This window comes from Faecalibacterium sp. PGM34 (assembly GCF_054456555.1).
In genome coordinates this window covers 2083917-2107691 of record NZ_CM136898.1, presented here as the reverse complement: position 1 = coordinate 2107691, position 23775 = coordinate 2083917, and the positions used below count along the sequence as shown (strand labels likewise).

The window sequence follows — 23775 nt, the reverse complement described above, 5'->3', positions numbered from 1 at the left end:
CTAAGAGATGGCATATAAGAAAATCATGGTTGAGCATGAGGTTTCACCGGGGCGTGAAAAGTGTACCTTCGATGGTGACTTTTGGGGAAAAGAGGTGTGCAAATACCATGCACTCCGCACCCAAACTCACGGAAACAAGGCTCCACCCGAATACAGGAAGCCGAAGTGCCTGCTGTTCAACTGCTGGCTCGAAGAGCCGTACAAAAAGTGCGAACCCTGCCGCAGGGCGTGCGCGGAGGTTGATGGAAAGTGAAAGCAGTCCTTTTGAGCATTCGGCCAGAATGGTGTAAGAAAATTCTTGACGGAGAAAAGACAGTTGAGGTGCGCATGACTTGCCCTGTGCATGGGACGCCGTTTAAGGCGTACATCTACTGTACCCGGACAGCGAGTAAAGAGTTTATTTTGGACGACGACAACTGGGACGTTTCCGCTAAGAAACACGGTGGATGGCCAGGGAAAAGAGGGCGCGTCATTGGCGAGTTCACCTGTAAGAAAATTACCTTCCTAACCCATGTTGGAAAAACAGGAAGCTGGGAATCGGCAAGCCTGTACGTTATGGCACCCGGATCATATTACAAACCAGCCGATGAACTTCTTGAAACGGCCTGCATGAGCAAGGAAACCGCCGAAAAATATCTCAAAGGCCGTAACGGCTGCGGCTGGCACATTTCCGACCTGAAAATTTACGACCGCCCACGACCGTTGAGCGATTTTACAAGGCTGCGGGCAACGAAATTTGGCTATGAGCCTGTAGATATTGAGCGACCACCGCAATCCTGGTTTTATGTGGAGGATGCAGAATGTACGTCATGAACAAAAAATGGGACTCTATCACGAACATTGCCCAGTGCACCAGCGTGTATGTGAGCCCCGAACACGAAATCAAGGCGGTTCCTACGGGTGGCGGCGCGGTATATCGTCTGGGTCAGTACGAAACGGCAGAAATTGCCCGCGCTGTGCTGAATGATTTGTATATTCACGTTGCGACTGGTTGCACCTACCAGATGCCGAACGACCAGAGAGCACTGGTTCTGGCTCGCGGCATGAGTGATGAACGGCCTGAAAAGTTTGCTGGGAACGGCAAGAAGCCGGTGCGTAGGGGAGGATCCTGATGGAGAAAACAGGTACGGTTCTTCCGTGTCCTAAATGCGGGAGCGGCTTTTTGGCATGGGGAAAGCCGTTTAGAAGCACGACACCGAAACTTGTCGTACTGTTAGGGCGGCATCGCAGAATTGTCTGTTGCGTGATGTGCGGATACTATGCGCCCTTGAAAAAATGGAATAAAGAGGAACGGAAAAATGAAAGCACACATTGAACCTAAGAGCCGGGAGTGCCCTTTCTGCGGTGCACCGACCTATGAGGTTGTAAGCGTTACAGGCATGAAGTGCGTTCGATGCACCAACAAGAGAACCTGCGGTGCAATCGTCAGCTTCAACAACAAGGATTGCGATGAACGCGGCATTTCACCGGTGAGGTACTTCAATCGGCGGACGGAAAGGAAAGTCCTTCAATCGACGTGCGGAAAGGGAACGAAAAATGAATCTGATTCGTGAAATTTTCTTTAATCCGATGGTCGTGGATGCGGCCGGAATTATCCTGATTGTGGCTGCATTGCCTATGGTAGGTTGGTCTTGGGCTGTAAGCCACATGGCTGGACCGAAGGTCAAAAATGAAAAGGAGGGCACATGAAAGCACATCTGTCGTTCCTGTGCAATGGTCAGTGTCGGTGGTGCAAGAACTACTGGTATTGCAGTAAGCACAAAAAAATCCTGGAAAAAATTTTCGGATGCAAAGATTGGAGATGGCAAAACAGATGAAGGACATTCGCCAGCAGTGTGTCGATGAGCAGGACAAGGCCGCACAAATCTTTACTTGGTGCATGGTGGTGGCTATGCATCAGGAAGAAGGCATTGGAGCCACGCGCCTGACCCGGGCTTGTAATGAGATGCGGGCATTTCAAGCCCGCTACAAAAGTAAAATCGACTCTGGGAATCGGAGGAAGGCCACAGAAGCTATGCGGGACGTTTTAAGGGGAATCTGTGATTTCACGGTGCGTCTGCCACAGAATCGCGCTCCGCGTAATTATAGGGAAGAACGGCTTCGTATGGCACAGGACGAGGGCGCCGAAATCGCATGGCTGGTTATGGCCGCGACGGTGCATCTGACGTTTGGCTTTGGCAAGGAGCGCCTTGCACGGCTGAAGAAAGAAGCCATAGACGGCTATCAACAGTACATCGGATGGGTCAAGACAGACGGCGAGGACTGCGCCGAGGAATGGCTGAAGCGCTGTGTGGAACAGGCCTTGCAGGAAGAACTTGAAGTGAACGACATCCAGAGCGGGAGCCACCCGCCAAAGCTGTACTATTCGTCTGGAGTGAACGTGGAAGATATGATTCGCGTGATGAGTGCTGTGTCTGCGAAGATGGCGGCAGAGCGGGGCATCAAGCGTGTGCCGCTGGCTGTTTTGAGCCAGAGTGAAATTTCTCGTCGCATGAGTGCCATTTGAGTAAACAAAAAGAGGACTGCTTGCGCAATCCCCCGAGAAAAGCAACTCTATTATACCTAAATTGATGGATTTTGGCAACGTAGAACAGGAGGATGCGCAAAATGACTATCCCGGAAGATATGATGGCGTTCATCGAAGAAACTGCCCGCAAAGCTGCCCGCGAGGGTGCAAAGGAAGTTGTGGCCGAGCAGGCCCGTAAAGCCGTAGGCCGGTGTGACCGCCGGTTGCGGAACACGAAGTTGCTCCTGAAGAACTATCGGATGTTCAAAAAACATTGCACGGGTGCGGTCTATACGGACGAGGCTGGCGAACATGATGGTCAGGAGGAAGAAACCGCACTGGAACTGCTGGACATGATGCTCCAGCGGAACAATGCCATTACGGTTGAATCCATTCGCAACAGCTGCCGGCGCACTAAAATCATGATTCGCCATATCGATGCAATGCTTGGCCTGTACGAAACCTACTGCGCCCAGAGCGACAATGAAGCTCTGAAGCGGGGCCTGCGCATCATCAAGGCCATGTACATTGACGAGACCGCCAAGCCTGTGGAGCAGATTGCGATGCAGGAAAACGTGAGCGCCCGGCAGGTTTACCGTGACCATGATGCAGCAGTGGATAAAATCTCGATGCTGATGTTTGGCATCGACGCATTGGAAATGTCTTAGCTCGATGTCAAAAAGATGTCATGGACGCGTCACGGCAAAAGTGGTACAATAATACCGTAAAATTCTAATCATAGCGCATTGCCCGCCCGGTTTCGCCACCGGACGGGTGTTTTTATGCCCAGAAAGGAGGAAAGATACCGCCGCTCCCTAATTTGTTCCGCAACGCCAGCGGAAAAGCAAAGAAGGGAGAAAAAATGAATCAGCAAGTAGTGTATCAGGAGATTTCGCAGATCCATCCCTATGAGAACAACCCCAGAAACAACGAAGCAGCCGTTGGTCCGGTAGCCCAGAGCATCAAGGAATTTGGATTCCGGGTGCCCATCTTGATTGATGGAAAAGGCACGATCATTGCCGGACACACCCGCTATGAGGCCGCAAAACGGCTGGGCATGGACAAAGTGCCCTGCATCCGGGTCGATGACCTGACGGACGCGCAGATTAAGGCATACCGCATTGCAGACAACAAGGTGGCAGAGGCATCCTCTTGGAATGATGATGTGCTCCGCGCCGAAATGGATGCACTGCAGGCGCTGGATGTGGATCTGAGCAGCACCGGCTTCAGTGAAGTGGAACTTGATGGCCTGCTCCGGGATGTGGACGATTCCGATTTTGAGGAGTTCTTCACAGAGCCTGTCCAACAGCCGCCCAAAGCGGCCGATACAGACCCGGGCCCCGAAAGCCAGCAATCTGGACAGCCTGCACCCTTTCAGCCCGCTACGGCGCAACAGAGCGGCTCTAAGCTTATCCAATGCCCGCACTGCGGAGAATGGTTTGAAACATGAGGCTGTGTTTGGCGGGAACCTTCCCGTCGGAGAAGATTGTGCGGGAAAACAGGCCGGAGTACGTTCTGGAGAGCTTTTTCTATATCAAGCCGTGGCAGGTCGAGGAAATGCCAAAATGGAAGATGTTTCTGCTCGACAGCGGGGCATTCACGTTTATGCACGGGGTAGAGGCTTCGTCAAAGCCGGTGGATTGGGACGGGTACCTAAGCAGGTATATCGACTTCATCAACCGCCACGATGTGCAGCACTTCTTCGAGTTGGACGTAGATATCATCGTAGGCTATGATACCGTAAAGCGCATGAGAGCCCGACTTGAAGCCGAAACGGGCAAGCAGAGCATTCCCGTCTGGCACCGCTCCCGCGGCCTTGACGAGTTCAAGCGCCTGTGCAGGGACTATCCCTATATCGGCATCGGCGGCTTCGCAATCAAGCACATCCAGCCCAGCGAGTACGGCTACATCAAACGGCTGGTGCAGTATGCGAACGCCTGCGGGGTGCGGGTGCACGGCCTGGGCTACACCAAAAAGGATGCAGTTGACTTTGGATTTTATAGCGTGGACAGCACCACATGGACTACACAGGTCAATTTTGGCGGCTTGTCCTACTTCAACGGCTCAGAAATGGTTGTGGTCAGGCCCCCGAAGGGCATGATAGGCGCAGACTATCGGATTCGCCGAGAGTATGCACTGAAAGAATGGATCAAATACCAGAAGTACCTTGATACGAAAGGAAAATGGCGTGGATAAAGATATCGTATACCGCGTTGAGGATGGCATGGACAGAGAAAAAATCCTCTGCACCACCTACCAGATGCGAAATTTTTATATGCAGTTCAGGGATGGCTTTTTCACCAACCTGGACGTGATGAACTACATCCAGCACCTTGCTGCCGCCCACATGGCGAAAAAGGGGATGAACGTGCTGGATGTGTGCTGCGGCCGCTCTTTGATGCTCCCGTTGTTGCGCTACTATGCAAAGGACATCGCATCCTATACCGGCGTAGACATCAGCAAAGCGAACATCAAGGAAGCCATGCGCGGCGCGACCGCAAAAAATCTCGAACCCAAAGACCTGGCCTCCTACTATCCGTTCCGGGTGGGCTGGAAGCTGGGCAACGTTGCCGAGATGTCGAAAGTCATTCCGGCGGGGTTCGCCGATTTTGTAATTTACACCTCTGCCATTGAGCACATGCACCCCGTAGATGGCGCAAAAAGCCTTGCAGAATGCTACAAGGTGATGAAGCCGGGTGCAAAAATGTTTCTCTCCTGCCCGAATACCACGGGCAATGGGTATCAGACCCAGTACCGCGCCCACGTCTATGAGTGGGGTTACGATGAGCTGAAAAGTAAGCTGGCCGAAATCGGATTCAGCATTGTGCAGGAGGTTGGTCTGGTCACCAGCGTCCGGGAGATGGACGAGTTCTATTCCAAGCAGGAACCGGCGCTGCGGGACTTCTACACCCGCATGAAAGCCTATGTCCCATCTGCATTCCTCACAGCCTTTATGGCAATTCCGTTCCCGCGTGAGGCAAAAGAGCTGCTGTTCATCGTTCAGAAGCCGAAAGGAGAAGAAAACAATGGCTAAGTTTGAAAATCGCTACGGCGTGCGTAAAATCATCTATAAGCAGAAATGCCGGTGCTTCTGCCCCATCGGAAAGACAGACTACACCAATGAATTTACTGTGACCATGGAGCCAGCAGAGATTATCCCGGACTACTGCGAAATTGACAAGTTCATCCGCGAATGTCTGGAAGGTGAAAGCTTGGTCATCGAGGAAGCAGCCAGCAAGCTGAAGAAGAAGCTTGTTGAGGACGTGCACCCCAGTTGGATCATGGTCGAATCTGCGGTGAACGACGCATCCCATGGCAATGTGGTCGTTATGGTATGAGGGGGCATGGAATATGAGAAACACCAAAGCCCTATGCCAGACCGCAGTTGTCGCGGCTCTATATGTCGCATTAACCACCCTAAACCCGCTGTCATGGGGAGTCGTCCAGTTCCGGGTGGCTAATATGCTGTGCGCTCTCCCGTTCAAGGATAAGCGGTACGCCCCGGCGGTTCTGCTGGGGATTGCAATCGCAAATGCAACGAGTCCTTTCGGCCCGGTCGATGTGCTCTTTGGCCTGCTGGCTGAGGGGACTGCATACGAACTGGTGGTCTGGGGACCGTGGAAAAGGCTGGGGATTCTGTGGAAAGCGGTCATCCTCTCCCTGTCCGTGGCTCTGTTCATCGGCGTGGAACTGTCTATGATGGTCGGCGCACCGTTCTGGTTAACAAGCACTGGCCTGTTCGTGGGCACATTCCTGGCCGTGGAACTGGGAAACTTGATGATCTCCAAAACCGCTCTCGCAAAGGTCGTGTGAGAGAGGCGCGGCGCTGGCTCTGCAAAGGGCCGGCGCTTTTTCTTTGGAACAACACAACAGCCCGGGCAGATACCGGGACAGAAAATGAAGAAGGATAGTGGTGGCGATGTAGATGGAAACGCGAGATAAGGCGTTCACCCTTTATAAGAAAGGGATGGGATGCACCGAAATCGCAAAGAAGCTGGGCGTATCGCTGAACACTGTGAAATCGTGGAAGAAGCGCTATTGGGATACACAAAAGGGTGCACCCAAGAAACGCACCCCGCCGCACCCCAAGGGTGCATCTTCCAAGTGCACCCAGAAAGCCCCGCAGGATGGCAAGACAAAGTCGGGCGCACCGCTGGGTAATGTCAATGCAGTTGGCAACCATGGAGGCGCGCCGCCGGGTAACCAGAATGCCTTGAAACACGGTGGCTGGTCTGCGGTGATGTTTGGCTCTTTTTCAGAGGAAAACCAAAAAGCCATTCAGGACTGCACGAAGGATGTTGATGCAGAAGACCTGTTGATACAGGAACTCCAACTGCTGACCGCCCGGGAGGCTTTTCTACTTCAACGCATTTCCGCTGTTCAAGAGAAAAAACAGCACATTCAGTCGGTGCATACCTCCAAGTCTGGCAGATCGTTTACTCGTTTGGACGAGGACAAGGAAAAAGAAGCCCACGACAAGGAGGCTTACATTGAGCGGATAGATGCTAAAGTCGATCGGGAAGAAAGGCTCCCCGGCACCACCGTGGAAACATCAACCACCGTCGAATCAAGCTACCTTATCGTGGAACGCTTAGAGCGGCTATTGACCGATGTACAGCGCCAGAAGTCCAAGGTGATACAACAGCTTGCCGACCTACGCAGAATGAGCAACAGCGGCAAGAATGAGCTGGTAGACGATTGGGTCGCGGCGGTCGAGGCGGCAGACACGGAAGCGGAGGATGCGGACGATGGCACTGAGACAACGTGAAGTCTTTGCCAAGCGGATCCCGCTGTACCGTAAAGACCCTTGCCTGTTCTTCAAAGAGGTCACTGGCTTCAAGCCTGATCCGTGGCAAAAAGAAGCCGCCACAGCTATTGCACAACACCGCAAGGTTTCAATTCGCTCAGGACAGGGCGTTGGCAAGACTGCTTTTGAAGCGAACCTAGTCCTTTGGTTTCTGTCCTGCTTCCCGTATCCACGCGTGGTGTGCACGGCTCCGACTCGTCAGCAGTTAAATGACGTCCTCTGGGCTGAGATTGCCAAGTGGCAGGAACGCAGCCCTGTCTTGCAGGCTATGCTTGTATGGACAAAGACTCGTGTTTACATGAGAGGACATGAGAAACGCTGGTTCGCCGTGGCTCGAACAGCCACCAAGCCGGAGAATATGCAGGGCTTCCACGAAGACAATATGCTTTTCGTGGTGGATGAGGCATCTGGTGTTGCTGACCCCATCATGGAGGCTATACAGGGCACGCTTTCCGGCGATAACAACCGCTTACTGATGTGCGGAAACCCAACGCAGAACACTGGCACATTCCACGATTCGCATACCGTGGACGCCCAGTCCTACTACTGCATGAAGGTGTCCAGCAGGGACAGCCCCCGCACGAATAAGCAGAATATCGCTGACTTGGAGCGGAAGTTTGGCAAGAACAGCAATGTAGTCCGCGTCCGTGTTGACGGCGAGTTCCCGGAGAATGAGGACGATGTCTTTATTCCGATGGCACTCGCCACAAAGGCTGTCAATACTGAACCTCTGGAACATTGTTCTCCAGCCCGGATATCCATCGGGTGTGACGTTGCCCGCTTTGGCAACGATGATACGGCCATTGCACAGAACATTGATGGAGATATCCAAAAGCTGGTCACACGCCACGGTCAAGACCTGTACGCTACGGCAGACGATATCATTGCGATATATAAAACCCTGCGTGCAGCGTATCCGCAGTACCGCGGTCTTATTTATGCGGTCATTGATGATACCGGCGTTGGCGGAGGCGTGACCGACATACTCAACCGAGAAAAGATTCGGCAGAAGCTAACCAGACTGATGGTCGTGCCGGTAAACTTCTCCAGCGCTGTGCCGGACAAGGAAGCCGCCGGGCGCTATGCAGATATCGCAACGTGGATGTGGGCGGTCCTACGGGATATGGCCACGGCGGGCACCCTGCACATCCCAAATGATTCAACCCTGATAGGGCAGCTTACCACCCGTAAATATATCTTTAGCGGCGCTCCTGCAAAGTTGAAACTTGAAAGCAAGGATGCCTTGAAGAAGCGTGGCCTGACCAGCCCTGACCGCGCTGATGCGGTAGCCCTTGCGCTATACGAGGGCGGCATCTTTGATATACGCAGTCTGATATGATAGCCGGAAAGGAGAAAAAGGTGAAAAGAGTTATCCCCGGAAAAATCAAAACGCAGCTTCGCCTCGACGGCTATTACAACGTTCTGAATAAGTATGGTACCCAGCACGACAGCACCGAGTATTACCAGTGGGCAACCGGTGCAGCTGTGACGGATGCGGAATTGGCCGACCTTTATGCAGGAAACGGGCTATTCTCGACCATCATTGATGCCCCGGCAGACGATGCCACCAAGAATGGTATCGACCTTGGCATCAAGGATAAGGATTTGCAAAAGCGGCTGGATGACCACCTGCAGACCATTCACTACCAAAGCAAACTTGCAAAGGCGCTGAAATGGGCGCGTCTTTTCGGCGGCTCCGCTGTTGTTATGCTGGTGGACGATGGTAGACTTCTTCAGGACCCGCTGAACTGGCGGGATGTTCACGGCGTGGCAGAATTGCTGGTTTACGGCCGCAACGAGGTGTCCCCGCTGTGGATCAACGGCTACGAGAATAACCCTGACGATGAAAACTACCGCAAGGGCGGCACGGGCATCCCGGAGCTTTACCAGGTGAACAGCGTGTACGGCAGTTATGTGGTGCATTCTTCCCGCTGCCTGATATTCCATAACGGGGAGATCCCCGAAGGCTCCACGATGGCCAACCTCTACCGTACATGGGGCATTCCGGAGTATATGCGCATCCGTGAAGAACTGCGGAATGCCAGCATCGGCCCGGGCTACTCCATTCGACTGCTGGAACGGCTGTCGATGGTAACATACAAAATGAAGAACCTTGCCAACGTTCTGTCTACGGCAGACGGTGATGATACGGTGCTTCAGCGTATGGAAATGCTTGACCTTGCCCGCAATCTGCTGAACATGGTCTTTATTGATGCAGATGGCGAGGATGTGGGCATTCAATCCCTGTCGGTGGCTGGTGTTAAGGACATTCTGGACAATGCCTGCGCAATGCTGTCTGCTGTGAGCCATATCCCGCAGACTAGGCTCTTTGGCCGTTCCCCAGCGGGTGAAAATGCCACCGGCGAAGGGGACATGGAAAACTATAAGGAGGCTGTGTCCGGCATCCAGTCTGGCGACCTCCGGGACAATACTCGCACGCTGGTCGAACTGATTCTGCGCGGAATGGTGTGGAACGGCGAAATCAAAGAGGTGCCGGAGTACACCATCACATACAAGAGCGCATGGAGCCTGTCTGATGATGAAAAGGCTACGCAGGACCAGGCGAATGCCGCGGCCCAACTTACCAGAGCACAGACTGTGTCTACCTACGTTACAGCTGGCATTTTGGAAATTCCCGAGGTTCGTCAGTCCTTGGCGCAGGATGAACAGTTTGACCCTGAAAACATCATCACAGAAGCAGATGTTAATCAGGACTGGGGCTTGGGCGAGGCTGACGTTCCCCAGCCGACCAATCCGCAGAACCCGCCTGCGGCAGGCAACCTGGTTACGGATGAAGGTGACTGCGGTTACGTTGCCGGCTTCGTTCTGAATGATGGAAAAATCCTCTGCGGCCAACGCTCCGATGGGCAAGGCTGGTGCGGCCCCGGCGGTCACATCGAACCCGGGGAAACGCCGAGCGTGGCATTCCGCCGGGAAGCAAAGGAAGAGTTCAATATTGACGTGGGAGATATTACCTATCTCGGCAACTGCAAGGGCAAGCCGGATGAGGTGCTTCCCGTTCAGATCTATCTCGTCAATGGCTTCGATGGCGTTCCTCGGTGCGACCAAAAGGAGATGTTCACGGCTACATGGATGCCCCCTGAACAGATTTTGAAACAGGATGTGCCCGGTGGGCTGGTGTTTGAACCGTTTCTCAGAAGCGTGAAAGAATACCTTGAGCAGCTGGGCATTACGCTGGACGACTTTGACGAGAGCAAGCACAATCGCGACGAGAATGGAAAATTTTCCAGTTCTGGCGGCTCCACATCATTAAAAGATGTATCGAGCGAGGAAAATCCATCAAAAGACTTGAATGATTCTCAAAGTCATGCTAAAATAAATTCTAACGCAGTTTCGGCAAAAGTCGCGAACACTTTCAAGGTGAAAGGTTTCCCCAACAAGCAGAAGCTGAACAACCACTGGCAGAATGGAAGAACCCACGCCGCTGAGTACGATCCCGATGGCATTACGACAAAGGAGCAGTACGAAAAGCGGGCGGTTCAACTTTTGGAAAGCCCGTGCGGAAACGGCATAAAAGGCTACAAGACAAAAGATGGCCTTGTGTGCCGGTATGACGCGAAGAAAAATGACTTTGCAAAAGGTTCCCCAGAGAAGGGTGTAAGAACGATGTTCAAGCCTGACGATGGGGAAGATTACTATAAACGTCAGCTTGAATTGGAAGGAATCGAAGATGACTGAGAAAATCATCTGCCCGGTATGTGGGCAGCATAGCTTTGATGAAGACAACGATTTTGAGGAATGCCCCGTGTGCGGCTGGGTAAATGATGGCGTGCAGAGAGCGGATCCTGATTATCGCGGCGGTTATAACCGCATCAGCCTGAACGAAGCTAAAAAGAAGTTTGCTGAAGGCAAAAAGGTGTTTGACTAAAATATTGGCGTTGAGAGCCTTTGCAGGTGACGTGAAAGCGTCCCTCGCAAAGGCTCTTTTTGTTTGCAGTCATAGCTCAGTTGGTAGAGCGCCTGCCCTCCAAGCAGGATGCCGCGGGTTCAAGCCCCGTTGACTGCTCCATATCGAGGGTTGGCCAAGTTGGATAAGGCATGGGCCTTTGACTCCCAGACCGCCGGTTCGAGCCCGGTACCCTCGACTTTTATGCTGGTGTAGCTCAATAGGATAGAGCAGGCGACTTGTAAACGTCAGGCTGTGGGTTCAATCCCCACCCCCAGCACCACCCGCCGTACACCGTAATCGGCACCTCGATGGCATGAGGGAGCACTGACCCTGCTCCTAACAGACCGCTGCGAAGTGTTCTGGCCTGTTCCATGACAGAGCCAGCGCGGAGCCATAAACCGCGTTCCTTCCGCTTCGCGCTTGGACGGATGCGCGCTGTAAGCAAAAGGTCAAAATTCAAGTGCTGCATGCCATAAGAACAAAGACCCTGCATCAAGGTGGAGATGCAGGGTCTTTTTGATGCCTGCAAAGGGAAGATGGTTCCCAGAAAGATAAAGAGGTGGATATGCCTGTGAAGAATAATGGGCCCGGCATGACCGGGCGCTTTTCAATGACGAAAAAATCAAAGATCGAGCCGGAGTATCCGCAGTGGGCAGAAAGCAAGATGCGCGCAATCGAAAATCGGCGGTTGAAAGAACTGCAGAAGATTGTGCGAGAATCCATGCCTGAAATTCTGGCTATCGTTGCGGAAGAACAGAAAACCGGCTCCGACAGCATCAGACATGATGGATACAGCGACATGGTTCGCCGCATCCAGAACAGGTTCCGCATTATGCGTGACCGGCTCAGTCGGCGGCTGAAAACCGATCCGTTGGAACGAGATGTTCGCCGGTGCGCTGACTACACCGACCGGCGGCAACTCAAAGAATGGCAGCGCAGCGTGCGCGCCACGCTGGGAGTGGATATCCATGATGATTTCTTTCTCGGCGAAAGATACGACCTGATGCTTAAAAGATGGGTTGAGCAAAATGTCAGCTTCATTACCAGCATTGAAAGCGACTGCTTCGATGATATGGAGAACGTCATTATTGAGGGTTTTGCAAAAGGCCGCACCCCGGCGGCGATTTCCAATGAAATTCAACGCCGGTTTGATGTGACCAAGTCAAAAGCGAATCTTCTTGCGCGTGACCAGGTGGGCACCCTGAGCGCGAATCTGACCCGCACAAGGCAGGAATCCGCTGGGGTGGAGGAATATATCTGGAGCTCGTCAGGTGATGAACGTGTGCGCGAATGCCACCGTGAACTTGACGGTCAGAAATTCCGTTATGATGACCCGCCGGCCATGTGGTACATGACAAAGCACGGCAAAGTGTACAGCGGGCGGCATTGCAATCCCGGAGAGGACTACCAGTGCCGCTGTGTTGCAAAACCTGTCTTTAACTTCGATAGGCTGAATTCTGTAGCCTTTAAGGAGAAAAAACAATGAAACAGAATACCCCGCCGCTAGTCCTTCGGAGCGAAATGCGAACCGACAGTGTACCTGTCGATGAGCATTACAGCGCCGAGGGATATTTTTATGATAACCCCATTCTGACCCGCACGGGTATCTTCAAGTACACGCTGGAAGATGGCTCGGAGCGTCGAGAATTGCGTAGACCGGAAGATGTGTTTGACCCGGAAAGCCTTGCAAGCTATGAGGGAAAGCCCATCATCATAACCCACGATGCGCGGGTAATCAACAAGGACAATGCCCGCCGAGAGAGAGTGGGCACAATCCTGACCCCCGGACAGCAGGACGGAGAAACCGTCCGAGCAAGAATCGTAATTGATGATCCTGATGCCGTAAAGGCATCGGGTCTGCGGGAACTGTCTGTCGGGTACTATCAGGATCTTATCATGGAACCCGGAGAATGGAATGGAGAGCCGTATGATGCAATCCAGACCAATATCCGCGTGAATCACCTTGCGCTGGTCGCTGTCGCCCGCGCAGGTGATGATGCACACTTGAACATGGACAGCCAAGATAGCAATGGAGGTATGACCCCTATGGATGAGAACGAGAAGATGAACAACCCCACTCAGGACGATGATGCCACCGTGGACACTACGAAGCCTACCACAGATGATGGCGAGGGCGCGGGCAGTCCCCCTGTGACTCCCGGCCTTGACCCTGTTGGCGTTCAGGCAGCAATCAAGGCGTACCTGACGGCAACAACCGGCGGCGCTACTGCTGATGATGAGAATAACCCGGCGGCAGGCGGTGAGCCTGCAAAGCCCACCGAGGATGATGGTGAGGATGATCCCACCAAGCCTGATGCACTGGCAGAGATTACCGCCCGCCGTGACGCCATGGAGGACGGTCAGGCCAAAGCGGACATTAACACCCTGCTGTCCATGCTGGATGCCGCAAATGCCCGCGCTGATGCCGCAGAGGACGATACCAAGCCCACTGAGGACGAGGATGATAACCCGGATGGTTCCAACAGCCAGCTGAACCATGATAGCGCCAGCGCTATTGCGGCGCAGATCAGCCAGCGCGTTGAGTTGTGCCGTCTGGGAGACAAGCTGCATCTTGATGGCATGGAGACCATGCCGGTCATGCAGGCAAAGAAAAAGGTCGTGCACGCCGTTATCCCGGGTATGCGCTTGGACGGCAAGAGCAAATCCTACATCAACGCGGCTTTTGATATCGCAAAGGGTAAAATCAATGGTCGCAAGACTGTGGCAGACCAGCGTCGTCAGGTGTTCAATGCTGATTCCGCAAATGCGGCAGTCCGCAATGCGGGCAAGAAGAACGACCCTGATGCGGCCCGCGATCGTATGATCCAGCGTCATGCTGGCGAGAAGGAGGACTAAGCTATGAGCAATATGGCAGTACAGATGAACTACGGCGAGCCTAGCCGCGGTATGCCCGGCCTGCTTTATGACCGCGCGAATTACGATGCAGTCACCCGCCGGAACAGCGCAGAGGATGGCAAGCTGTTCTTTGGCTGCGGCGTTGTGCAGGGTGCGGAGCCCGGCAAGGACATCACTCTTCCTGCAACCGGCGTGACCGCCGAGAAGTTCGAGGGCGTTGTGATGTACAGCGCCAATACGGAGATGGACGATGATGGTGCTGTGCTCCTGCGCAAAGGCCAGATTCTGGATGTCTGCCAGACCGGCAAGATGTGGGTGCAGCTGGCCGATCAGGCGGAACCTGCTTACGGTCAGCCGGTTTATCTTGTGATTACCGGCGACGATGCAGGCAAGTTCACCCCGACCAAGGGCACCAATCTGGCGGTCAAGGCCCGCTTCATCGGTGCGGCCCAGAACGGCATTGCACCCGCCCAGTTCGCAGAGCAGATCTAAGGAGGTTCAATATGGCTAAGTACAATCCTTTCGACCCCGCCAACGGTTACAGCGAGGAAGACCGCCTTGCCCTGAACGGCAAGTGTGCCTCCCTGATTAACCAGGCATATAAGAACCCGTTCCCCGGCACGAAGATTCGTCTGGATGGAGCTGACAATGCAGGCATCTTCTTCGCCAAGCAGCTGGCGCATGTCAAGACCAAGGCGTACGATAAGGACTTCCCGGAGCTGTCCGGCCTGAAGATCTTCCCTCAGACCAGCGAAACCGATGAGGGAGCTGCGTATATCGAATACTACAGCTATGAGCCGGTTGGCTTTGCTGATGTTATCGCCAACTACGCCAGCGACCTACCCCGTGTCGATGTGAAGGGCACTCCCCATCGTGCGGAAATTGTCAACATCGGTGACAGCTACGGCTACAACGTGCAGGAACTGCGTGCCTGCCGCCGCAATGCGGTGCTGGGTATTATGAAGTCTCTGGACTCTGCGCGTGCTGAAGCGGCCCGCCGGGTGTACGATGTCAAGGTGAATCACCTGATTTGGCACGGCGACGAGAAGACGGGCATCATCGGCGTTCTGTCCTCCGGCAATAACATCCCCATCTATACACTGCAGAACGGCGCAGCCGGTAAGGCAGACTGGGCATCCAAGACCGCAGACGAGATTGCGGCCGACATTGCCGGCATCCTGAACTACATCGACACCCTGACCCAGAATGTGGAGCACCCGGACAGCTGGGTCATGCCCAACGACCTGTACACCAGCCTGAACCTGCGCCGCATCGATGGCACCGGCGAATCTGTTCTGTCCTACATCAAGGATCACACTCCCCAGATTAAGAACTGGGAAGTTGCCGGCGAACTGTCCAAGGGCAACAAGGACTATAACAGCACCGGCAAGAACATCGGCCTGCTGTATACCAAAGACCCGGACAAGATGTCCCACGAGGTTCCCATGGCTTTCCTTCAGCACGCGCCGCAGGATCGCAATCTGGAAATCGTTATCAACTGCGAGGGCCGCGATGCAGGCATGATGATTCCTTATCCGCTGTCTGCTTGCCTGGTCTACGGTCTGTAAGAAAGGAGAAACCGACTATGAAGGTCAAAAACATTTCGGTGAAGCCCATCTGCATCGGCTCCATCTCTCTGCTCCCCGGCGAAACTGCGCAGGTCGATGCAACCTATGATGATGCAATGGCATTTTACATCAGCATGGGCCTGCTTCAGGAGGTTCAGGAGAAAAAGGCGCGCGGAAAGAACGCAAAGGCCGATTCCGAAGCTGACGATCCTGCCGATGCTCCTGCGGGCGGTGAATCTTGATGGATTCTCCTGACGTGACCGCCATTACCAAAATTGTAAAGAAGGTTGGCACCGAGTTCAAATCCGCTTCGGACGAGGACATTTCTTTTTGGATCGACCTGCAAGCGCCGGTCATTTCCAAAAAGAAGTTCGGCGCAGATTACAATCTGGCGGTGGCGTTGCTGGTCTGCCATGCTATGAAAATGGCTGGCAATGGTGACAGTTCTCTCGGAACTATCGCAAACACCGGTCGCTTAGCCAGCGTTTCCGAAGGTGGCGTGAGCATTTCCTTTGCCACCAGCACCGCCGGGACCACCGGAGATGCTGAGTACCAGCTTACTTCCTACGGCTTGCAGTTTATTTCGATTCGGAACCGGCATATCGTGCCTATCATGATTCGATAAGGAGGCCTGCCCATGGCGATAGCCAATGACATCGGCCTTGATCTGACGCCAGAGGGCAGGGCGGCGATGGAGCGCCTGAACGAACTGTCCAGTGTGACCATAGAGGTTGGGTATCAGGCAGACCAAAAGGCGGCTGACGATGAAACATCGCTGGCCGAGGTCGCCTACTGGAACCACTACGGAACCCTCCACAAAGACGGTTCGGTGATGATTCCTGCCCGTCCTTTTATGGACACCATCAAAAAGCACTCGGAAGAACTGGCAGAGTTTTCGCAGCAGGCTCTGTCCTCATTGGAAACAGCCGATTCAGTTGTCAATGCGATTGGTTCGCAGGCAAAGTCTATGATTCAGGATGCAATCAAAGATGAGGAATGGGCACCCAATGCGCCCATCACCATCGAGGGCGGCTGGATGATGAACGAATATGGCAAGAAAGGCCCGGTGCCTGTGCATATTAAAGGGAAGAGTTCCACGAAGCCCCTGATTGATACAGGTGCCTTGCGTCAGAATTGCCAGTACGTTATCAAGAAAGGAAAGAAATGAACATCTTTAAGCAGATGTACACCGTGCGCCGCTACAAGGGTACCAGCTGGGATAGTGGTACGCCCGAAACAACTTACTCGGATATGCAGCTTCCACTTGATGTGCAGGCCAAAACGCGCCGCAATCAAGATGATGCTTCCGGCCGCTCTACGACCGGCGTTCTGACTGTGTATAGCGATGTCCAGCTTCTTCCTACGGAACCGGATAAACAGACAACTGGAGATCGTCTGCTTTACATGGGGCAGTGGTACGCCTGCAAATCGTCCATCTACTGGGGAAACACCATCCTGAAGCACTGGATATCAGAGTTTGAGGCTGTTGAGGGCGAGAAAGGGGAGAATGCCAATGACACCAGCTGAGTGCCGCGAGGCGGTTCGGCTCATGTTTGTGGAACTGTACCCCCATTGCACAGTGATTTACAGCTATCCCAATTCCGTTCGTCCACCGCTTCCGTATGTCGTTCTTGACTTTGAACGCATCGAGCTGGTGAACTCGTTTGAGTACGTCAAGAACGGAATTCTTTGGCAGGAAAAATGCAAGCGCATTCCGTTTTCTGCTGAACTGGTCACCGAGAGCAAGACGGAGCACGCTGCCGGGGTGAAAAAAGTTAGTTTGTCAACGGTCGTGGACGACCTTGAACAAGCTATTCAGTTCTTTGATAGCCAATACGCAGGTGACAAAATGCGCGCCATGAATATCACGGTATGCACGGAAGGGTCACCTGAACCAATCCATAACAGCGCGCCCGGCGTAGAGAGGGCGCGCTGTTCTTTTTATGTGGATTTTGTGCAGCGTACTAAGGAGTACGCCGCCTTGGCTCCGATTGACGGCGAGTATTCGGAAGACCATGCCAGTGCAGCATCCAAAAAAGTTGCAGACATGGAAGCCGGATGGTTTGACGAAGTCGAAGTCAAAAAAGAAATCCGAAATGAGTAAAGGAGCGAAACCACATGAATATCGACAAAATCGTTGAGGTCAATATCCAGATCTCCGAAGCGATGTCCATTGATGGTGGTTATGACACCATCCTCATTGTCGGCCCTCTGCCTAAAGCCCCTGGCGGTCGCGTTACACCTGATGTTGCCGGTTATGCGAGCTTGCAGGACCTCAAGAGCGCCGGATTCGCAGCGGACGACCCTGTGTACATTGGTGCCAGCAAGGTGTTTGGACAGTCCCCGAAGCCGCCCGCGGTAATGATTGCGGTGCAGAAGCTGTCCAGCGGCTCCACCGAAAAGGTGGATGTGACTCTTGACAGAGCCATTGGTATGCCGGGCTGGTACTGCATCTGCCCGGCGGGCATCAAGGAGGACTTTTACCAGAGCATCGCGGACTGGACAGAAGCAAATGAAAAACTCTGCGTCTGCGAAACTACTGGTATTTCGTCCTCTCCGGTATCGGATGCTATGCTGCGCACCGCAGTGATTCATGCGACCGCAGAGAATGACTGTGTGAATTGCGCCTACGCTGCCCGGTTCCTTTCCTATGACCCGGGCAGTGAGCAGTGGTGCTTCAAGTCGCTTTCCATGGTGTCTGCGCAGGGTCTGTCCACTACGGATATTGCAAGCCTGGAAGCACGCAATATTTCGTACTATACGACCGTTGGCAGCAAGGCCATGGTGCAGGGCGGCAAGGTGAGCGGCGGCGAATGGATTGACACCATCCGCTTCCGTGACTGGTTGAAGACCGAGATTCAGTCCAAGGTGCTGAACCTGCTCCTAGGACTTCCCAAGGTGCCCTACACCGACCAGGGCATCGCGCTGGTACAGAATGCTGTTATTGATGCCCTGGAAGAGGGCGTGCGTGCCGGCGGCATTGTACAGGATGCTTCTTCCGATGATGGGGAAGCGTCTCGTGCATATACCGTCACCGTGCCGCGTGCGGCCGATTTGGATGCAGCGACTCGTAAGAGCCGCCGTCTTACCGGTGTGACATGGACAGCACAGCTGGCAGGTGCCCTGATTGCCGCGAAAATTGGCGGCACACTGAATTACTGAGAAAGGAGAACCGCTAAATGCGTGGAGATGTAACCGTTTACTCCCCGAAAAACGTTTTGTGCACCATGGGCATTCACATCGCGTCTGGTTTTACGGAAGATGGTTTTATCACCATCACTCCGCAGGGCGATGGTGTGACCGACGAAGTCGGTGCAGATGGAGAGGTAGTTATCTCTATCCCTGACGATCCCCGCTTTGAGGTGAAGCTGGTTCTTCAGTATGGCTCCAAGACGAACCAGTGGCTTCTGAAGCAGTACAACAACAATAAGCAGACCCCGGGCAACGGACTTTTCAATATGCAGGTCAAGGATCTGGGGGCTAACCCGGATTTCACGGCATCCAAGGCATGGGTTTCCAAGCCTGCCCCGTGCGCTTACGGTAAGACCGGCCAGAGTCAGGAGTGGACGCTGCGGGCTGTTGGTAAGATGGAGCCGAAGAACTGAAAGGAGGAAACCTGATATGAAAATGAAACGCATGGAAATGCAGGACGTAACGGTTGGGAACTTCCAATTCAAAATTCGCCCTCTTGCGGCAATGAATGCAGCATACGTCTTTGGAGACGTTGCTGCAATTGTTCTGCCGATTATCGGAGTCGCAACAATGTCTGGCGGCGACAAAAAGGATCTTGACCTTGAAATTTTTGAAGGCGTAAATTTGGACGCAAAAGCCCTTACAGTTGCCCTCGGGAATGTCAACGGAAAGGCTCTGACAAAGCTTATCTCTGAACTTACGCTGAATTATAACAACGTCAGTTATTTCGATGATGAATCATCCAGTTGGAAACCGTTGGACGATGATGCGTTCGATGAAATTTTTTGCATGAACTTTGCTGGAGCAATCGCATTGTGCGTTGAAGTCGTCCGTCAGAATTATTCCGGTTTTTTCAGCGATATCGTCACCCTCTTTGGAAAGCTCATGACGAAATACAAAGTGGGGGACCAGAGGAGTATGGAGATTTTGACAGCGAGCAAATAACAGGGCTGGAATGGGTCATGTATACCCTGATTCGTGAGCGAGTTGCCACGATGACGGAACTGAAAGAAAAATATAATTTAGACGAGGCGCTGAAGTTATACGACATCGTTGTTATGCAACGCGATATTGAACGTATGATGACCAAACGTCAGAACGAGGAAAGGGGGTGAACTGTTATGGCAAGAGAAGCAATTATTGGAAAATTTATCAATCAGATTGGTTTTAAAATCGATGAGGGCACAGTTCAACAGGTGAAGGCCACGGTTGAAAATGTCAAAAAGGGCATAAAAACCGTCCAGAACGTTGCGGACGAGATGAAGAAAAAAGTCAAGTCAGGCATTGATGAAATCAAGAAGGAGGTAGAGAAAGCCCAAAAGGAAACGGGTGGACTTCCATCGAAAAAAGCTACGGACGATGGTGTGAAAGCGGCTAAATCTGGTATCGATGAAATCAAAAGCTACGCAAAAAAGCTGCTCGGCACTCTCGGGATTGGGTTTTCGCTCACACAAATCAACAATCTTGTAGAAGAATTCGGCGGTATCAATGATACCATTCGCGGAGCAACCCGTGAAATGGGGAATCAAGCGGATATCCAGCAGAAGATTCTGCAAGGGGCTCAGGATTGCCGTGAAGAATACGGTGTCATGGCCGGTGATGTGACAAAGCTGGTGCAGTTGAACAGTAAACTGTTCCCGGTTGATGATGCTGTAAAGTTTGTTTCGCTTGTCGAAAAGCTGGAAAAGGGCTCCGGCAGAGAAGCAAATCTTGACAACACCATGAGCGTGCTGCAAAAGGCTATGTCTTCGGGCAAGCTGGACAAATCTGGCTTTTCCAACTTAAAAACAGCTGCCCCGGAGGTCGTGAAAGCCATTTCGTCTGCAATGGGAGTGTCCGAGAAGCAGCTCCAAAATCTGGCAGAGAGTGGGAAACTTTCCGCAAAACAACTGAAAGAAGCGTTCTTTGCGGCAGAAAGCGACATTCAAAAGAACTTTGATGAACTCGGTTTCGGCATCGGGGACGCTCTTACTTACGTCAGAAATCAGTGGGGGCTTTGGCTTGCAGGCGCAGATGACATGCTTGGCATCACAACCAGTATTGGCAAAGTAATAAAAACCATAAGCGATTTCCTGATGGGAAAAGCACAACGGCTGACTTCGTGGCTGAAAAATATTGCCGAGAAACTTGGCGGCGTAGAACAGCTGCTGAAGCTGATTGTGATGGTCGCCACAGCTCTGTTCCTTGCAACCAACGGAAGCAAGATTCTGTCTTTCTTAGCGGGCGCAGTGAAACTCCTGCAAGGGTTTAATCTGCAAACTGCCCTTGCGGCCGCAAAATGGCTCTTGCTGTTCCTTGTGCTGGAAGATGTTTTTACTTTCCTGCAGGGCGGCGATAGCGTCTTTGGGCGGCTCCTGAGCGAGGCTGGTGTTGACGTTGACGCATTGAGAGAGAAAATCAGTGCGTTCTTCGAGGGGGCAAAGCAATTTGGCCGAGACGCTCTTGATTCGCTGGGGCAATTCTGGGAGGAGCACAAAGGCTCGATTTTAGTTGTTCTGCAAGCCCTTTGGCAAGGACTGGTTGACCTGACCGCAGACATCATTACACTGGGCGGGCACTTGTTCGACCTCCTGGCTGGCTTGATTACGGGATTTCAAACCCATGATTTCACCCAGTTTCTGAATGGATGTCGTGAACTGTGGCAAGATTTTCTCGATATTCTGAATGGTTTGGGACGCGCTGCTTTTGGTGAAACATGGGAACCGATGAAAGAAAGCGCACAGGCAATCTGGGACTGGCTGAAGGGATTCTTTGACTGGTTCGGAGAGAAAATTCAGTGGGCTAAGGGGCTATGGAACGGAATTGTGGATTTCTTCACTGGTGGAAACGACGATGATGATAAAGGCGGTTCTGGTGGCGGCAATCCCAAAGGCAAAACGTCTCTCCGCAGCACGGCTGGAGCACTTGCATCTGGCGGGCGTGCTGTTTCTGGGAGTGCTGTTATGTCCGCACCCCTCTCCAATACCACGAACACCAAAAACATCACTGTAAAACAGGAAAACCGACAAAGCTACACGTTCCAAGTGTCTGATCGCAATGCCGCATCCAAACTGCAGTCTACCGTGAGTTCGCAGTCCTCGCAATCTACGAAAGATTTGGCGCATGCGCTTAATTACGGGAGGTGATGCCTGATGGAAGCGACACAGCCCGCACGCTTGGGAGATTTTGAGTTCGATGCTATCATCAAACGCCCGGAGACATTGTCCAGCAAGATCCCGGACTACGCAACGGAAGAAGGATATAGCGCCAGTGACCACATCTGTCTGGAAGCGGTGACGCTTGATGTCACAGCTGTGATTTCTAACGCGCCGATTACATGGGCGGACCGGCACCCGGCATCATCGAGCCGGGTACAGAGTGCCGTCGAGGAGTTGCGGCAGTTGTGGGAGAAAAGAACACCGATGACCTTTACGGCCGGCGGTGATAGCTATGAGAATGTCTGTATCGAAAGCGTGACGTTTCCAAAAGAGGAAAGCAACAGCGAACGTATTGAACTGAAGTTGAAGCAGGTGTCTATCAATTCGACAGAAACTGCCAATATCAGCATAAAGTATGCTCGCGGAGGAACGTCTAAAAAGAATACTGGCGCGAGCCAGAAGAGCACCTCCACAGCAAAATCTTCCGATAGCGGAAAATCTTCTTCCCGCAGCAGCATTCTTTGTTCTGGGGCAAAAGCCATTGGATTGTTTAAGTGAGGTATAGATGATGGATTTGGAATACTATGAGATCTCTGTACCAGACCGAAACGATTCCATTATGCGCGTGAACCTTGACGAAGTATATTACAATCTTCGGCTGACATGGAACGCATACGGCGGTTTTTGGATGCTTAGCATCTACGATGCAGAAATGAATATTATCCTCGGCATGGCGCGGCTCGTGCCGGGGACGATTTGGAATTTCTACTATCAAACCCAAGGAGGTCCGCCGGGTGTCCTTGGCGTTGAAACGGAGCAGGAAACAATTGGTCGCAATGATTTTATGGACGGAAAGGCAAAATTGCTATACCTTCCTGCAAAACAGCTTGGAGTGTGACAGATGGATATCTGGGATAGACAGTACCGAGTAAGAATCGGAAAAAATAATTCTGTCGGCCGTGAAATCGGAAAGCCCAACGAAAAAACGAAAAGAGCTATCCGGTGCTCATTCTCCTGTGAAATTGGTGATAGTTCAAGTTCTAATACGGGAAAAATCACACTTTGGAATCTGGCAGATGAAACCTTGCGCCTTTTGGAGCAGGAAGATTGCCTGATTGAACTTCGTGCTGGATATGGCGATGACCTGCCCGTTATTATGGGCGGTTCTCTGACGTGTTTTGAAACCGAAACAAATAGCGCAGATCGGCAGACCACGATTGAGTTTGTGGATAGCTTTACGTCTGCGAGAGACACAACAGTGAGCCTGAGTTATTCGGGTGTTGTGAACGGAGAAAAAATCGTCAGGGATGTTGCTCAGGAAATGGGGTGCGAAGTTAAACTTTCTCCCAAGGCCAAAATGATCGACTTTAAGAATTTTGCTTTTGTTGGCACAGGAAAGACGCTTATCGGGCGGCTGTGCGATAGAAGCAAGCTTCGCTGGAGCGTTCAAAACGGAATTGTCCAAATATGCGCTCTGGATGAACCTCTAACGATGGCAGCTTATGTCCTTTCGGCTGATTCCGGCATGATTGGTTCACCGAAGCCTTTCTTTGAATCCGCATCGACCAGCAGCAAATCTGCGACGAGCAAGAACGCGAGTTCTAATACGACCAAAAGAAAGGCCAAGAAAGGCATTGAGGTCACGTATTGCCTGAATGGCCATATTCAAATTGACGATTATGTGAAAGTGGAATCCAGAGAGTACAAGGGGAACTACCGAGCGTCAAAAATCAGGTTCACCGGCGATACGGAGGGCGACGATTGGCAATGCGTTGGGCAGTTTGTGGAGGTGAAGTAGC

General features: G+C 52.6%; 32 protein-coding genes and 3 tRNA genes. All 35 read left to right on the top strand.

Going from position 1 to position 23775, the window contains the following annotated elements; translation table 11 throughout:
- The first annotated feature begins 7 nt into the window (after positions 1-7).
- The 35 genes from ACXPUX_RS09985 (at position 8) to ACXPUX_RS09815 (ending at position 23774) form a co-directional block, all read left to right on the top strand.
- Positions 8-253, top strand: coding sequence for a hypothetical protein (locus ACXPUX_RS09985; RefSeq protein ID WP_458828168.1), 246 nt, complete (start codon positions 8-10; stop codon positions 251-253).
- The gene (locus ACXPUX_RS09980; RefSeq protein WP_458828167.1) at positions 250-813 is read left to right on the top strand and encodes a hypothetical protein; all 564 of its coding nucleotides are present in this window, start codon (positions 250-252) and stop codon (positions 811-813) included. The genes ACXPUX_RS09985 and ACXPUX_RS09980 overlap by 4 nt, the downstream gene beginning before the upstream one ends.
- On the top strand, positions 801-1112 hold the full coding sequence (locus ACXPUX_RS09975; protein WP_349150485.1) for a hypothetical protein: 312 nt from the start codon (positions 801-803) through the stop codon (positions 1110-1112). Before ACXPUX_RS09980 ends, ACXPUX_RS09975 begins: the two co-directional genes overlap by 13 nt.
- A gap of 424 nt (positions 1113-1536) precedes the next feature.
- A complete protein-coding gene (locus tag ACXPUX_RS09970; RefSeq protein ID WP_458828166.1) occupies positions 1537-1689 on the top strand; it encodes a hypothetical protein in 153 nt (50 codons plus the stop codon).
- A 124-nt stretch (positions 1690-1813) separates the two neighbouring features.
- Positions 1814-2506, top strand: a complete 693-nt coding sequence (locus tag ACXPUX_RS09965; protein ID WP_223451475.1) for a hypothetical protein — start codon at positions 1814-1816, stop codon at positions 2504-2506.
- A 101-nt stretch (positions 2507-2607) separates the two neighbouring features.
- On the top strand, positions 2608-3174 hold the full coding sequence (locus tag ACXPUX_RS09960) for a hypothetical protein (RefSeq protein WP_458828165.1): 567 nt from the start codon (positions 2608-2610) through the stop codon (positions 3172-3174).
- Positions 3175-3368: 194 nt separating this feature from the next.
- Positions 3369-3956 carry a ParB N-terminal domain-containing protein gene (locus ACXPUX_RS09955; RefSeq protein ID WP_458828164.1) on the top strand — a complete coding sequence of 196 codons (588 nt, stop codon included), beginning with the start codon at positions 3369-3371 and terminating at the stop codon, positions 3954-3956.
- 38 nt (positions 3957-3994) lie between these two features.
- Positions 3995-4702 (top strand): hypothetical protein, encoded by a 708-nt coding sequence (locus ACXPUX_RS09950; protein WP_458828163.1) that lies wholly within the window; start codon positions 3995-3997, stop codon positions 4700-4702.
- Positions 4695-5540, top strand: coding sequence for a class I SAM-dependent methyltransferase (locus tag ACXPUX_RS09945; protein WP_458828162.1), 846 nt, complete (start codon positions 4695-4697; stop codon positions 5538-5540). The genes ACXPUX_RS09950 and ACXPUX_RS09945 overlap by 8 nt, the downstream gene beginning before the upstream one ends.
- Positions 5533-5844 (top strand): hypothetical protein, encoded by a 312-nt coding sequence (locus ACXPUX_RS09940; protein ID WP_458828161.1) that lies wholly within the window; start codon positions 5533-5535, stop codon positions 5842-5844. The genes ACXPUX_RS09945 and ACXPUX_RS09940 overlap by 8 nt, the downstream gene beginning before the upstream one ends.
- A 13-nt stretch (positions 5845-5857) precedes the next feature.
- Positions 5858-6319 carry a QueT transporter family protein gene (locus tag ACXPUX_RS09935; protein ID WP_458828160.1) on the top strand — a complete coding sequence of 154 codons (462 nt, stop codon included), beginning with the start codon at positions 5858-5860 and terminating at the stop codon, positions 6317-6319.
- A 112-nt stretch (positions 6320-6431) separates the two neighbouring features.
- The gene (locus tag ACXPUX_RS09930) at positions 6432-7274 is read left to right on the top strand and encodes a helix-turn-helix domain-containing protein (RefSeq protein WP_458828159.1); all 843 of its coding nucleotides are present in this window, start codon (positions 6432-6434) and stop codon (positions 7272-7274) included.
- Entirely contained in the window at positions 7255-8652 is a 1398-nt protein-coding gene (locus ACXPUX_RS09925) for a DEAD/DEAH box helicase family protein (protein ID WP_458828158.1), read from the top strand. The genes ACXPUX_RS09930 and ACXPUX_RS09925 overlap by 20 nt, the downstream gene beginning before the upstream one ends.
- 20 nt (positions 8653-8672) lie before the next feature.
- Positions 8673-11012: an anti-CBASS protein Acb1 family protein gene (locus tag ACXPUX_RS09920; protein ID WP_458828157.1), complete on the top strand. Its 2340-nt coding sequence runs from the start codon at positions 8673-8675 to the stop codon at positions 11010-11012.
- Entirely contained in the window at positions 11005-11202 is a 198-nt protein-coding gene (locus ACXPUX_RS09915) for a CPCC family cysteine-rich protein (RefSeq protein WP_112089951.1), read from the top strand. The genes ACXPUX_RS09920 and ACXPUX_RS09915 overlap by 8 nt, the downstream gene beginning before the upstream one ends.
- A 65-nt stretch (positions 11203-11267) precedes the next feature.
- A tRNA-Gly gene (locus tag ACXPUX_RS09910) sits at positions 11268-11343 on the top strand.
- A gap of 3 nt (positions 11344-11346) precedes the next feature.
- A tRNA-Gln gene (locus tag ACXPUX_RS09905) sits at positions 11347-11419 on the top strand.
- A 7-nt stretch (positions 11420-11426) separates the two neighbouring features.
- Positions 11427-11503: transfer RNA gene (locus ACXPUX_RS09900), tRNA-Thr, on the top strand.
- 285 nt (positions 11504-11788) lie between these two features.
- Positions 11789-12709, top strand: a complete 921-nt coding sequence (locus ACXPUX_RS09895) for a phage head morphogenesis protein (RefSeq protein ID WP_349150497.1) — start codon at positions 11789-11791, stop codon at positions 12707-12709.
- On the top strand, positions 12706-14079 hold the full coding sequence (locus ACXPUX_RS09890; RefSeq protein WP_458828156.1) for a DUF2213 domain-containing protein: 1374 nt from the start codon (positions 12706-12708) through the stop codon (positions 14077-14079). Before ACXPUX_RS09895 ends, ACXPUX_RS09890 begins: the two co-directional genes overlap by 4 nt.
- Before the next feature lie 3 nt (positions 14080-14082).
- The gene (locus ACXPUX_RS09885; RefSeq protein ID WP_458828155.1) at positions 14083-14571 is read left to right on the top strand and encodes a structural cement protein Gp24; all 489 of its coding nucleotides are present in this window, start codon (positions 14083-14085) and stop codon (positions 14569-14571) included.
- A gap of 11 nt (positions 14572-14582) precedes the next feature.
- The gene (locus tag ACXPUX_RS09880) at positions 14583-15647 is read left to right on the top strand and encodes a DUF2184 domain-containing protein (RefSeq protein WP_112089947.1); all 1065 of its coding nucleotides are present in this window, start codon (positions 14583-14585) and stop codon (positions 15645-15647) included.
- A 17-nt stretch (positions 15648-15664) separates the two neighbouring features.
- Entirely contained in the window at positions 15665-15889 is a 225-nt protein-coding gene (locus ACXPUX_RS09875; RefSeq protein ID WP_458828154.1) for a hypothetical protein, read from the top strand.
- Entirely contained in the window at positions 15889-16272 is a 384-nt protein-coding gene (locus ACXPUX_RS09870) for a DUF4054 domain-containing protein (protein WP_417946888.1), read from the top strand. Before ACXPUX_RS09875 ends, ACXPUX_RS09870 begins: the two co-directional genes overlap by 1 nt.
- 12 nt (positions 16273-16284) lie before the next feature.
- Positions 16285-16815, top strand: a complete 531-nt coding sequence (locus tag ACXPUX_RS09865; protein WP_223451489.1) for a hypothetical protein — start codon at positions 16285-16287, stop codon at positions 16813-16815.
- Positions 16812-17174, top strand: coding sequence for a hypothetical protein (locus tag ACXPUX_RS09860; RefSeq protein ID WP_458828153.1), 363 nt, complete (start codon positions 16812-16814; stop codon positions 17172-17174). The genes ACXPUX_RS09865 and ACXPUX_RS09860 overlap by 4 nt, the downstream gene beginning before the upstream one ends.
- A gap of 22 nt (positions 17175-17196) precedes the next feature.
- Positions 17197-17751 (top strand): hypothetical protein, encoded by a 555-nt coding sequence (locus tag ACXPUX_RS09855; protein WP_458828152.1) that lies wholly within the window; start codon positions 17197-17199, stop codon positions 17749-17751.
- A gap of 14 nt (positions 17752-17765) precedes the next feature.
- Positions 17766-18809 (top strand): DUF3383 family protein, encoded by a 1044-nt coding sequence (locus ACXPUX_RS09850; RefSeq protein ID WP_458828151.1) that lies wholly within the window; start codon positions 17766-17768, stop codon positions 18807-18809.
- A 17-nt stretch (positions 18810-18826) separates the two neighbouring features.
- Complete coding sequence (locus ACXPUX_RS09845; RefSeq protein WP_458828150.1) at positions 18827-19252, top strand: phage structural protein; 426 nt, start codon at positions 18827-18829, stop codon at positions 19250-19252.
- Positions 19253-19268: 16 nt separating this feature from the next.
- On the top strand, positions 19269-19784 hold the full coding sequence (locus ACXPUX_RS09840; RefSeq protein ID WP_458828149.1) for a phage tail assembly chaperone: 516 nt from the start codon (positions 19269-19271) through the stop codon (positions 19782-19784).
- A 17-nt stretch (positions 19785-19801) separates the two neighbouring features.
- Positions 19802-19954, top strand: a complete 153-nt coding sequence (locus ACXPUX_RS09835) for a hypothetical protein (RefSeq protein WP_458828148.1) — start codon at positions 19802-19804, stop codon at positions 19952-19954.
- A gap of 6 nt (positions 19955-19960) precedes the next feature.
- Positions 19961-21964 carry a tape measure protein gene (locus ACXPUX_RS09830; protein ID WP_458828147.1) on the top strand — a complete coding sequence of 668 codons (2004 nt, stop codon included), beginning with the start codon at positions 19961-19963 and terminating at the stop codon, positions 21962-21964.
- 6 nt (positions 21965-21970) lie between these two features.
- Complete coding sequence (locus tag ACXPUX_RS09825) at positions 21971-22534, top strand: phage baseplate protein (protein WP_458828146.1); 564 nt, start codon at positions 21971-21973, stop codon at positions 22532-22534.
- Between the two features lie 7 nt (positions 22535-22541).
- Positions 22542-22874 (top strand): phage baseplate plug family protein, encoded by a 333-nt coding sequence (locus ACXPUX_RS09820; protein WP_458828145.1) that lies wholly within the window; start codon positions 22542-22544, stop codon positions 22872-22874.
- A 3-nt stretch (positions 22875-22877) separates the two neighbouring features.
- Positions 22878-23774 carry a hypothetical protein gene (locus ACXPUX_RS09815; RefSeq protein WP_458828144.1) on the top strand — a complete coding sequence of 299 codons (897 nt, stop codon included), beginning with the start codon at positions 22878-22880 and terminating at the stop codon, positions 23772-23774.
- The last annotated feature ends 1 nt before the right edge of the window (position 23775 follow it).

What these genes read in the sequence shown, in the direction of transcription:
- ACXPUX_RS09885 (WP_458828155.1), top strand. Translation starts at nt 14,083, where the DNA reads ATGAGCAATATGGCAGTACAGATGAACTACGGCGAGCCTAGCCGCGGT.
- ACXPUX_RS09850 (WP_458828151.1), top strand. Translation starts at nt 17,766, where the DNA reads ATGAATATCGACAAAATCGTTGAGGTCAATATCCAGATCTCCGAAGCG.
- ACXPUX_RS09820 (WP_458828145.1), top strand. Translation starts at nt 22,542, where the DNA reads ATGATGGATTTGGAATACTATGAGATCTCTGTACCAGACCGAAACGAT.
- ACXPUX_RS09970 (WP_458828166.1), top strand. Translation starts at nt 1,537, where the DNA reads ATGAATCTGATTCGTGAAATTTTCTTTAATCCGATGGTCGTGGATGCG.
- ACXPUX_RS09930 (WP_458828159.1), top strand. Translation starts at nt 6,432, where the DNA reads ATGGAAACGCGAGATAAGGCGTTCACCCTTTATAAGAAAGGGATGGGA.
- ACXPUX_RS09835 (WP_458828148.1), top strand. Translation starts at nt 19,802, where the DNA reads ATGTATACCCTGATTCGTGAGCGAGTTGCCACGATGACGGAACTGAAA.
- ACXPUX_RS09975 (WP_349150485.1), top strand. Translation starts at nt 801, where the DNA reads ATGTACGTCATGAACAAAAAATGGGACTCTATCACGAACATTGCCCAG.
- ACXPUX_RS09955 (WP_458828164.1), top strand. Translation starts at nt 3,369, where the DNA reads ATGAATCAGCAAGTAGTGTATCAGGAGATTTCGCAGATCCATCCCTAT.
- ACXPUX_RS09830 (WP_458828147.1), top strand. Translation starts at nt 19,961, where the DNA reads ATGGCAAGAGAAGCAATTATTGGAAAATTTATCAATCAGATTGGTTTT.
- ACXPUX_RS09845 (WP_458828150.1), top strand. Translation starts at nt 18,827, where the DNA reads ATGCGTGGAGATGTAACCGTTTACTCCCCGAAAAACGTTTTGTGCACC.
- ACXPUX_RS09935 (WP_458828160.1), top strand. Translation starts at nt 5,858, where the DNA reads ATGAGAAACACCAAAGCCCTATGCCAGACCGCAGTTGTCGCGGCTCTA.
- ACXPUX_RS09940 (WP_458828161.1), top strand. Translation starts at nt 5,533, where the DNA reads ATGGCTAAGTTTGAAAATCGCTACGGCGTGCGTAAAATCATCTATAAG.
- ACXPUX_RS09840 (WP_458828149.1), top strand. Translation starts at nt 19,269, where the DNA reads ATGAAAATGAAACGCATGGAAATGCAGGACGTAACGGTTGGGAACTTC.
- ACXPUX_RS09875 (WP_458828154.1), top strand. Translation starts at nt 15,665, where the DNA reads ATGAAGGTCAAAAACATTTCGGTGAAGCCCATCTGCATCGGCTCCATC.
- ACXPUX_RS09870 (WP_417946888.1), top strand. Translation starts at nt 15,889, where the DNA reads ATGGATTCTCCTGACGTGACCGCCATTACCAAAATTGTAAAGAAGGTT.
- ACXPUX_RS09960 (WP_458828165.1), top strand. Translation starts at nt 2,608, where the DNA reads ATGACTATCCCGGAAGATATGATGGCGTTCATCGAAGAAACTGCCCGC.
- ACXPUX_RS09865 (WP_223451489.1), top strand. Translation starts at nt 16,285, where the DNA reads ATGGCGATAGCCAATGACATCGGCCTTGATCTGACGCCAGAGGGCAGG.
- ACXPUX_RS09855 (WP_458828152.1), top strand. Translation starts at nt 17,197, where the DNA reads ATGTTTGTGGAACTGTACCCCCATTGCACAGTGATTTACAGCTATCCC.
- ACXPUX_RS09965 (WP_223451475.1), top strand. Translation starts at nt 1,814, where the DNA reads ATGAAGGACATTCGCCAGCAGTGTGTCGATGAGCAGGACAAGGCCGCA.
- ACXPUX_RS09985 (WP_458828168.1), top strand. Translation starts at nt 8, where the DNA reads ATGGCATATAAGAAAATCATGGTTGAGCATGAGGTTTCACCGGGGCGT.
- ACXPUX_RS09815 (WP_458828144.1), top strand. Translation starts at nt 22,878, where the DNA reads ATGGATATCTGGGATAGACAGTACCGAGTAAGAATCGGAAAAAATAAT.
- ACXPUX_RS09915 (WP_112089951.1), top strand. Translation starts at nt 11,005, where the DNA reads ATGACTGAGAAAATCATCTGCCCGGTATGTGGGCAGCATAGCTTTGAT.
- ACXPUX_RS09925 (WP_458828158.1), top strand. Translation starts at nt 7,255, where the DNA reads ATGGCACTGAGACAACGTGAAGTCTTTGCCAAGCGGATCCCGCTGTAC.
- ACXPUX_RS09890 (WP_458828156.1), top strand. Translation starts at nt 12,706, where the DNA reads ATGAAACAGAATACCCCGCCGCTAGTCCTTCGGAGCGAAATGCGAACC.
- ACXPUX_RS09880 (WP_112089947.1), top strand. Translation starts at nt 14,583, where the DNA reads ATGGCTAAGTACAATCCTTTCGACCCCGCCAACGGTTACAGCGAGGAA.
- ACXPUX_RS09895 (WP_349150497.1), top strand. Translation starts at nt 11,789, where the DNA reads ATGCCTGTGAAGAATAATGGGCCCGGCATGACCGGGCGCTTTTCAATG.
- ACXPUX_RS09825 (WP_458828146.1), top strand. Translation starts at nt 21,971, where the DNA reads ATGGAAGCGACACAGCCCGCACGCTTGGGAGATTTTGAGTTCGATGCT.
- ACXPUX_RS09860 (WP_458828153.1), top strand. Translation starts at nt 16,812, where the DNA reads ATGAACATCTTTAAGCAGATGTACACCGTGCGCCGCTACAAGGGTACC.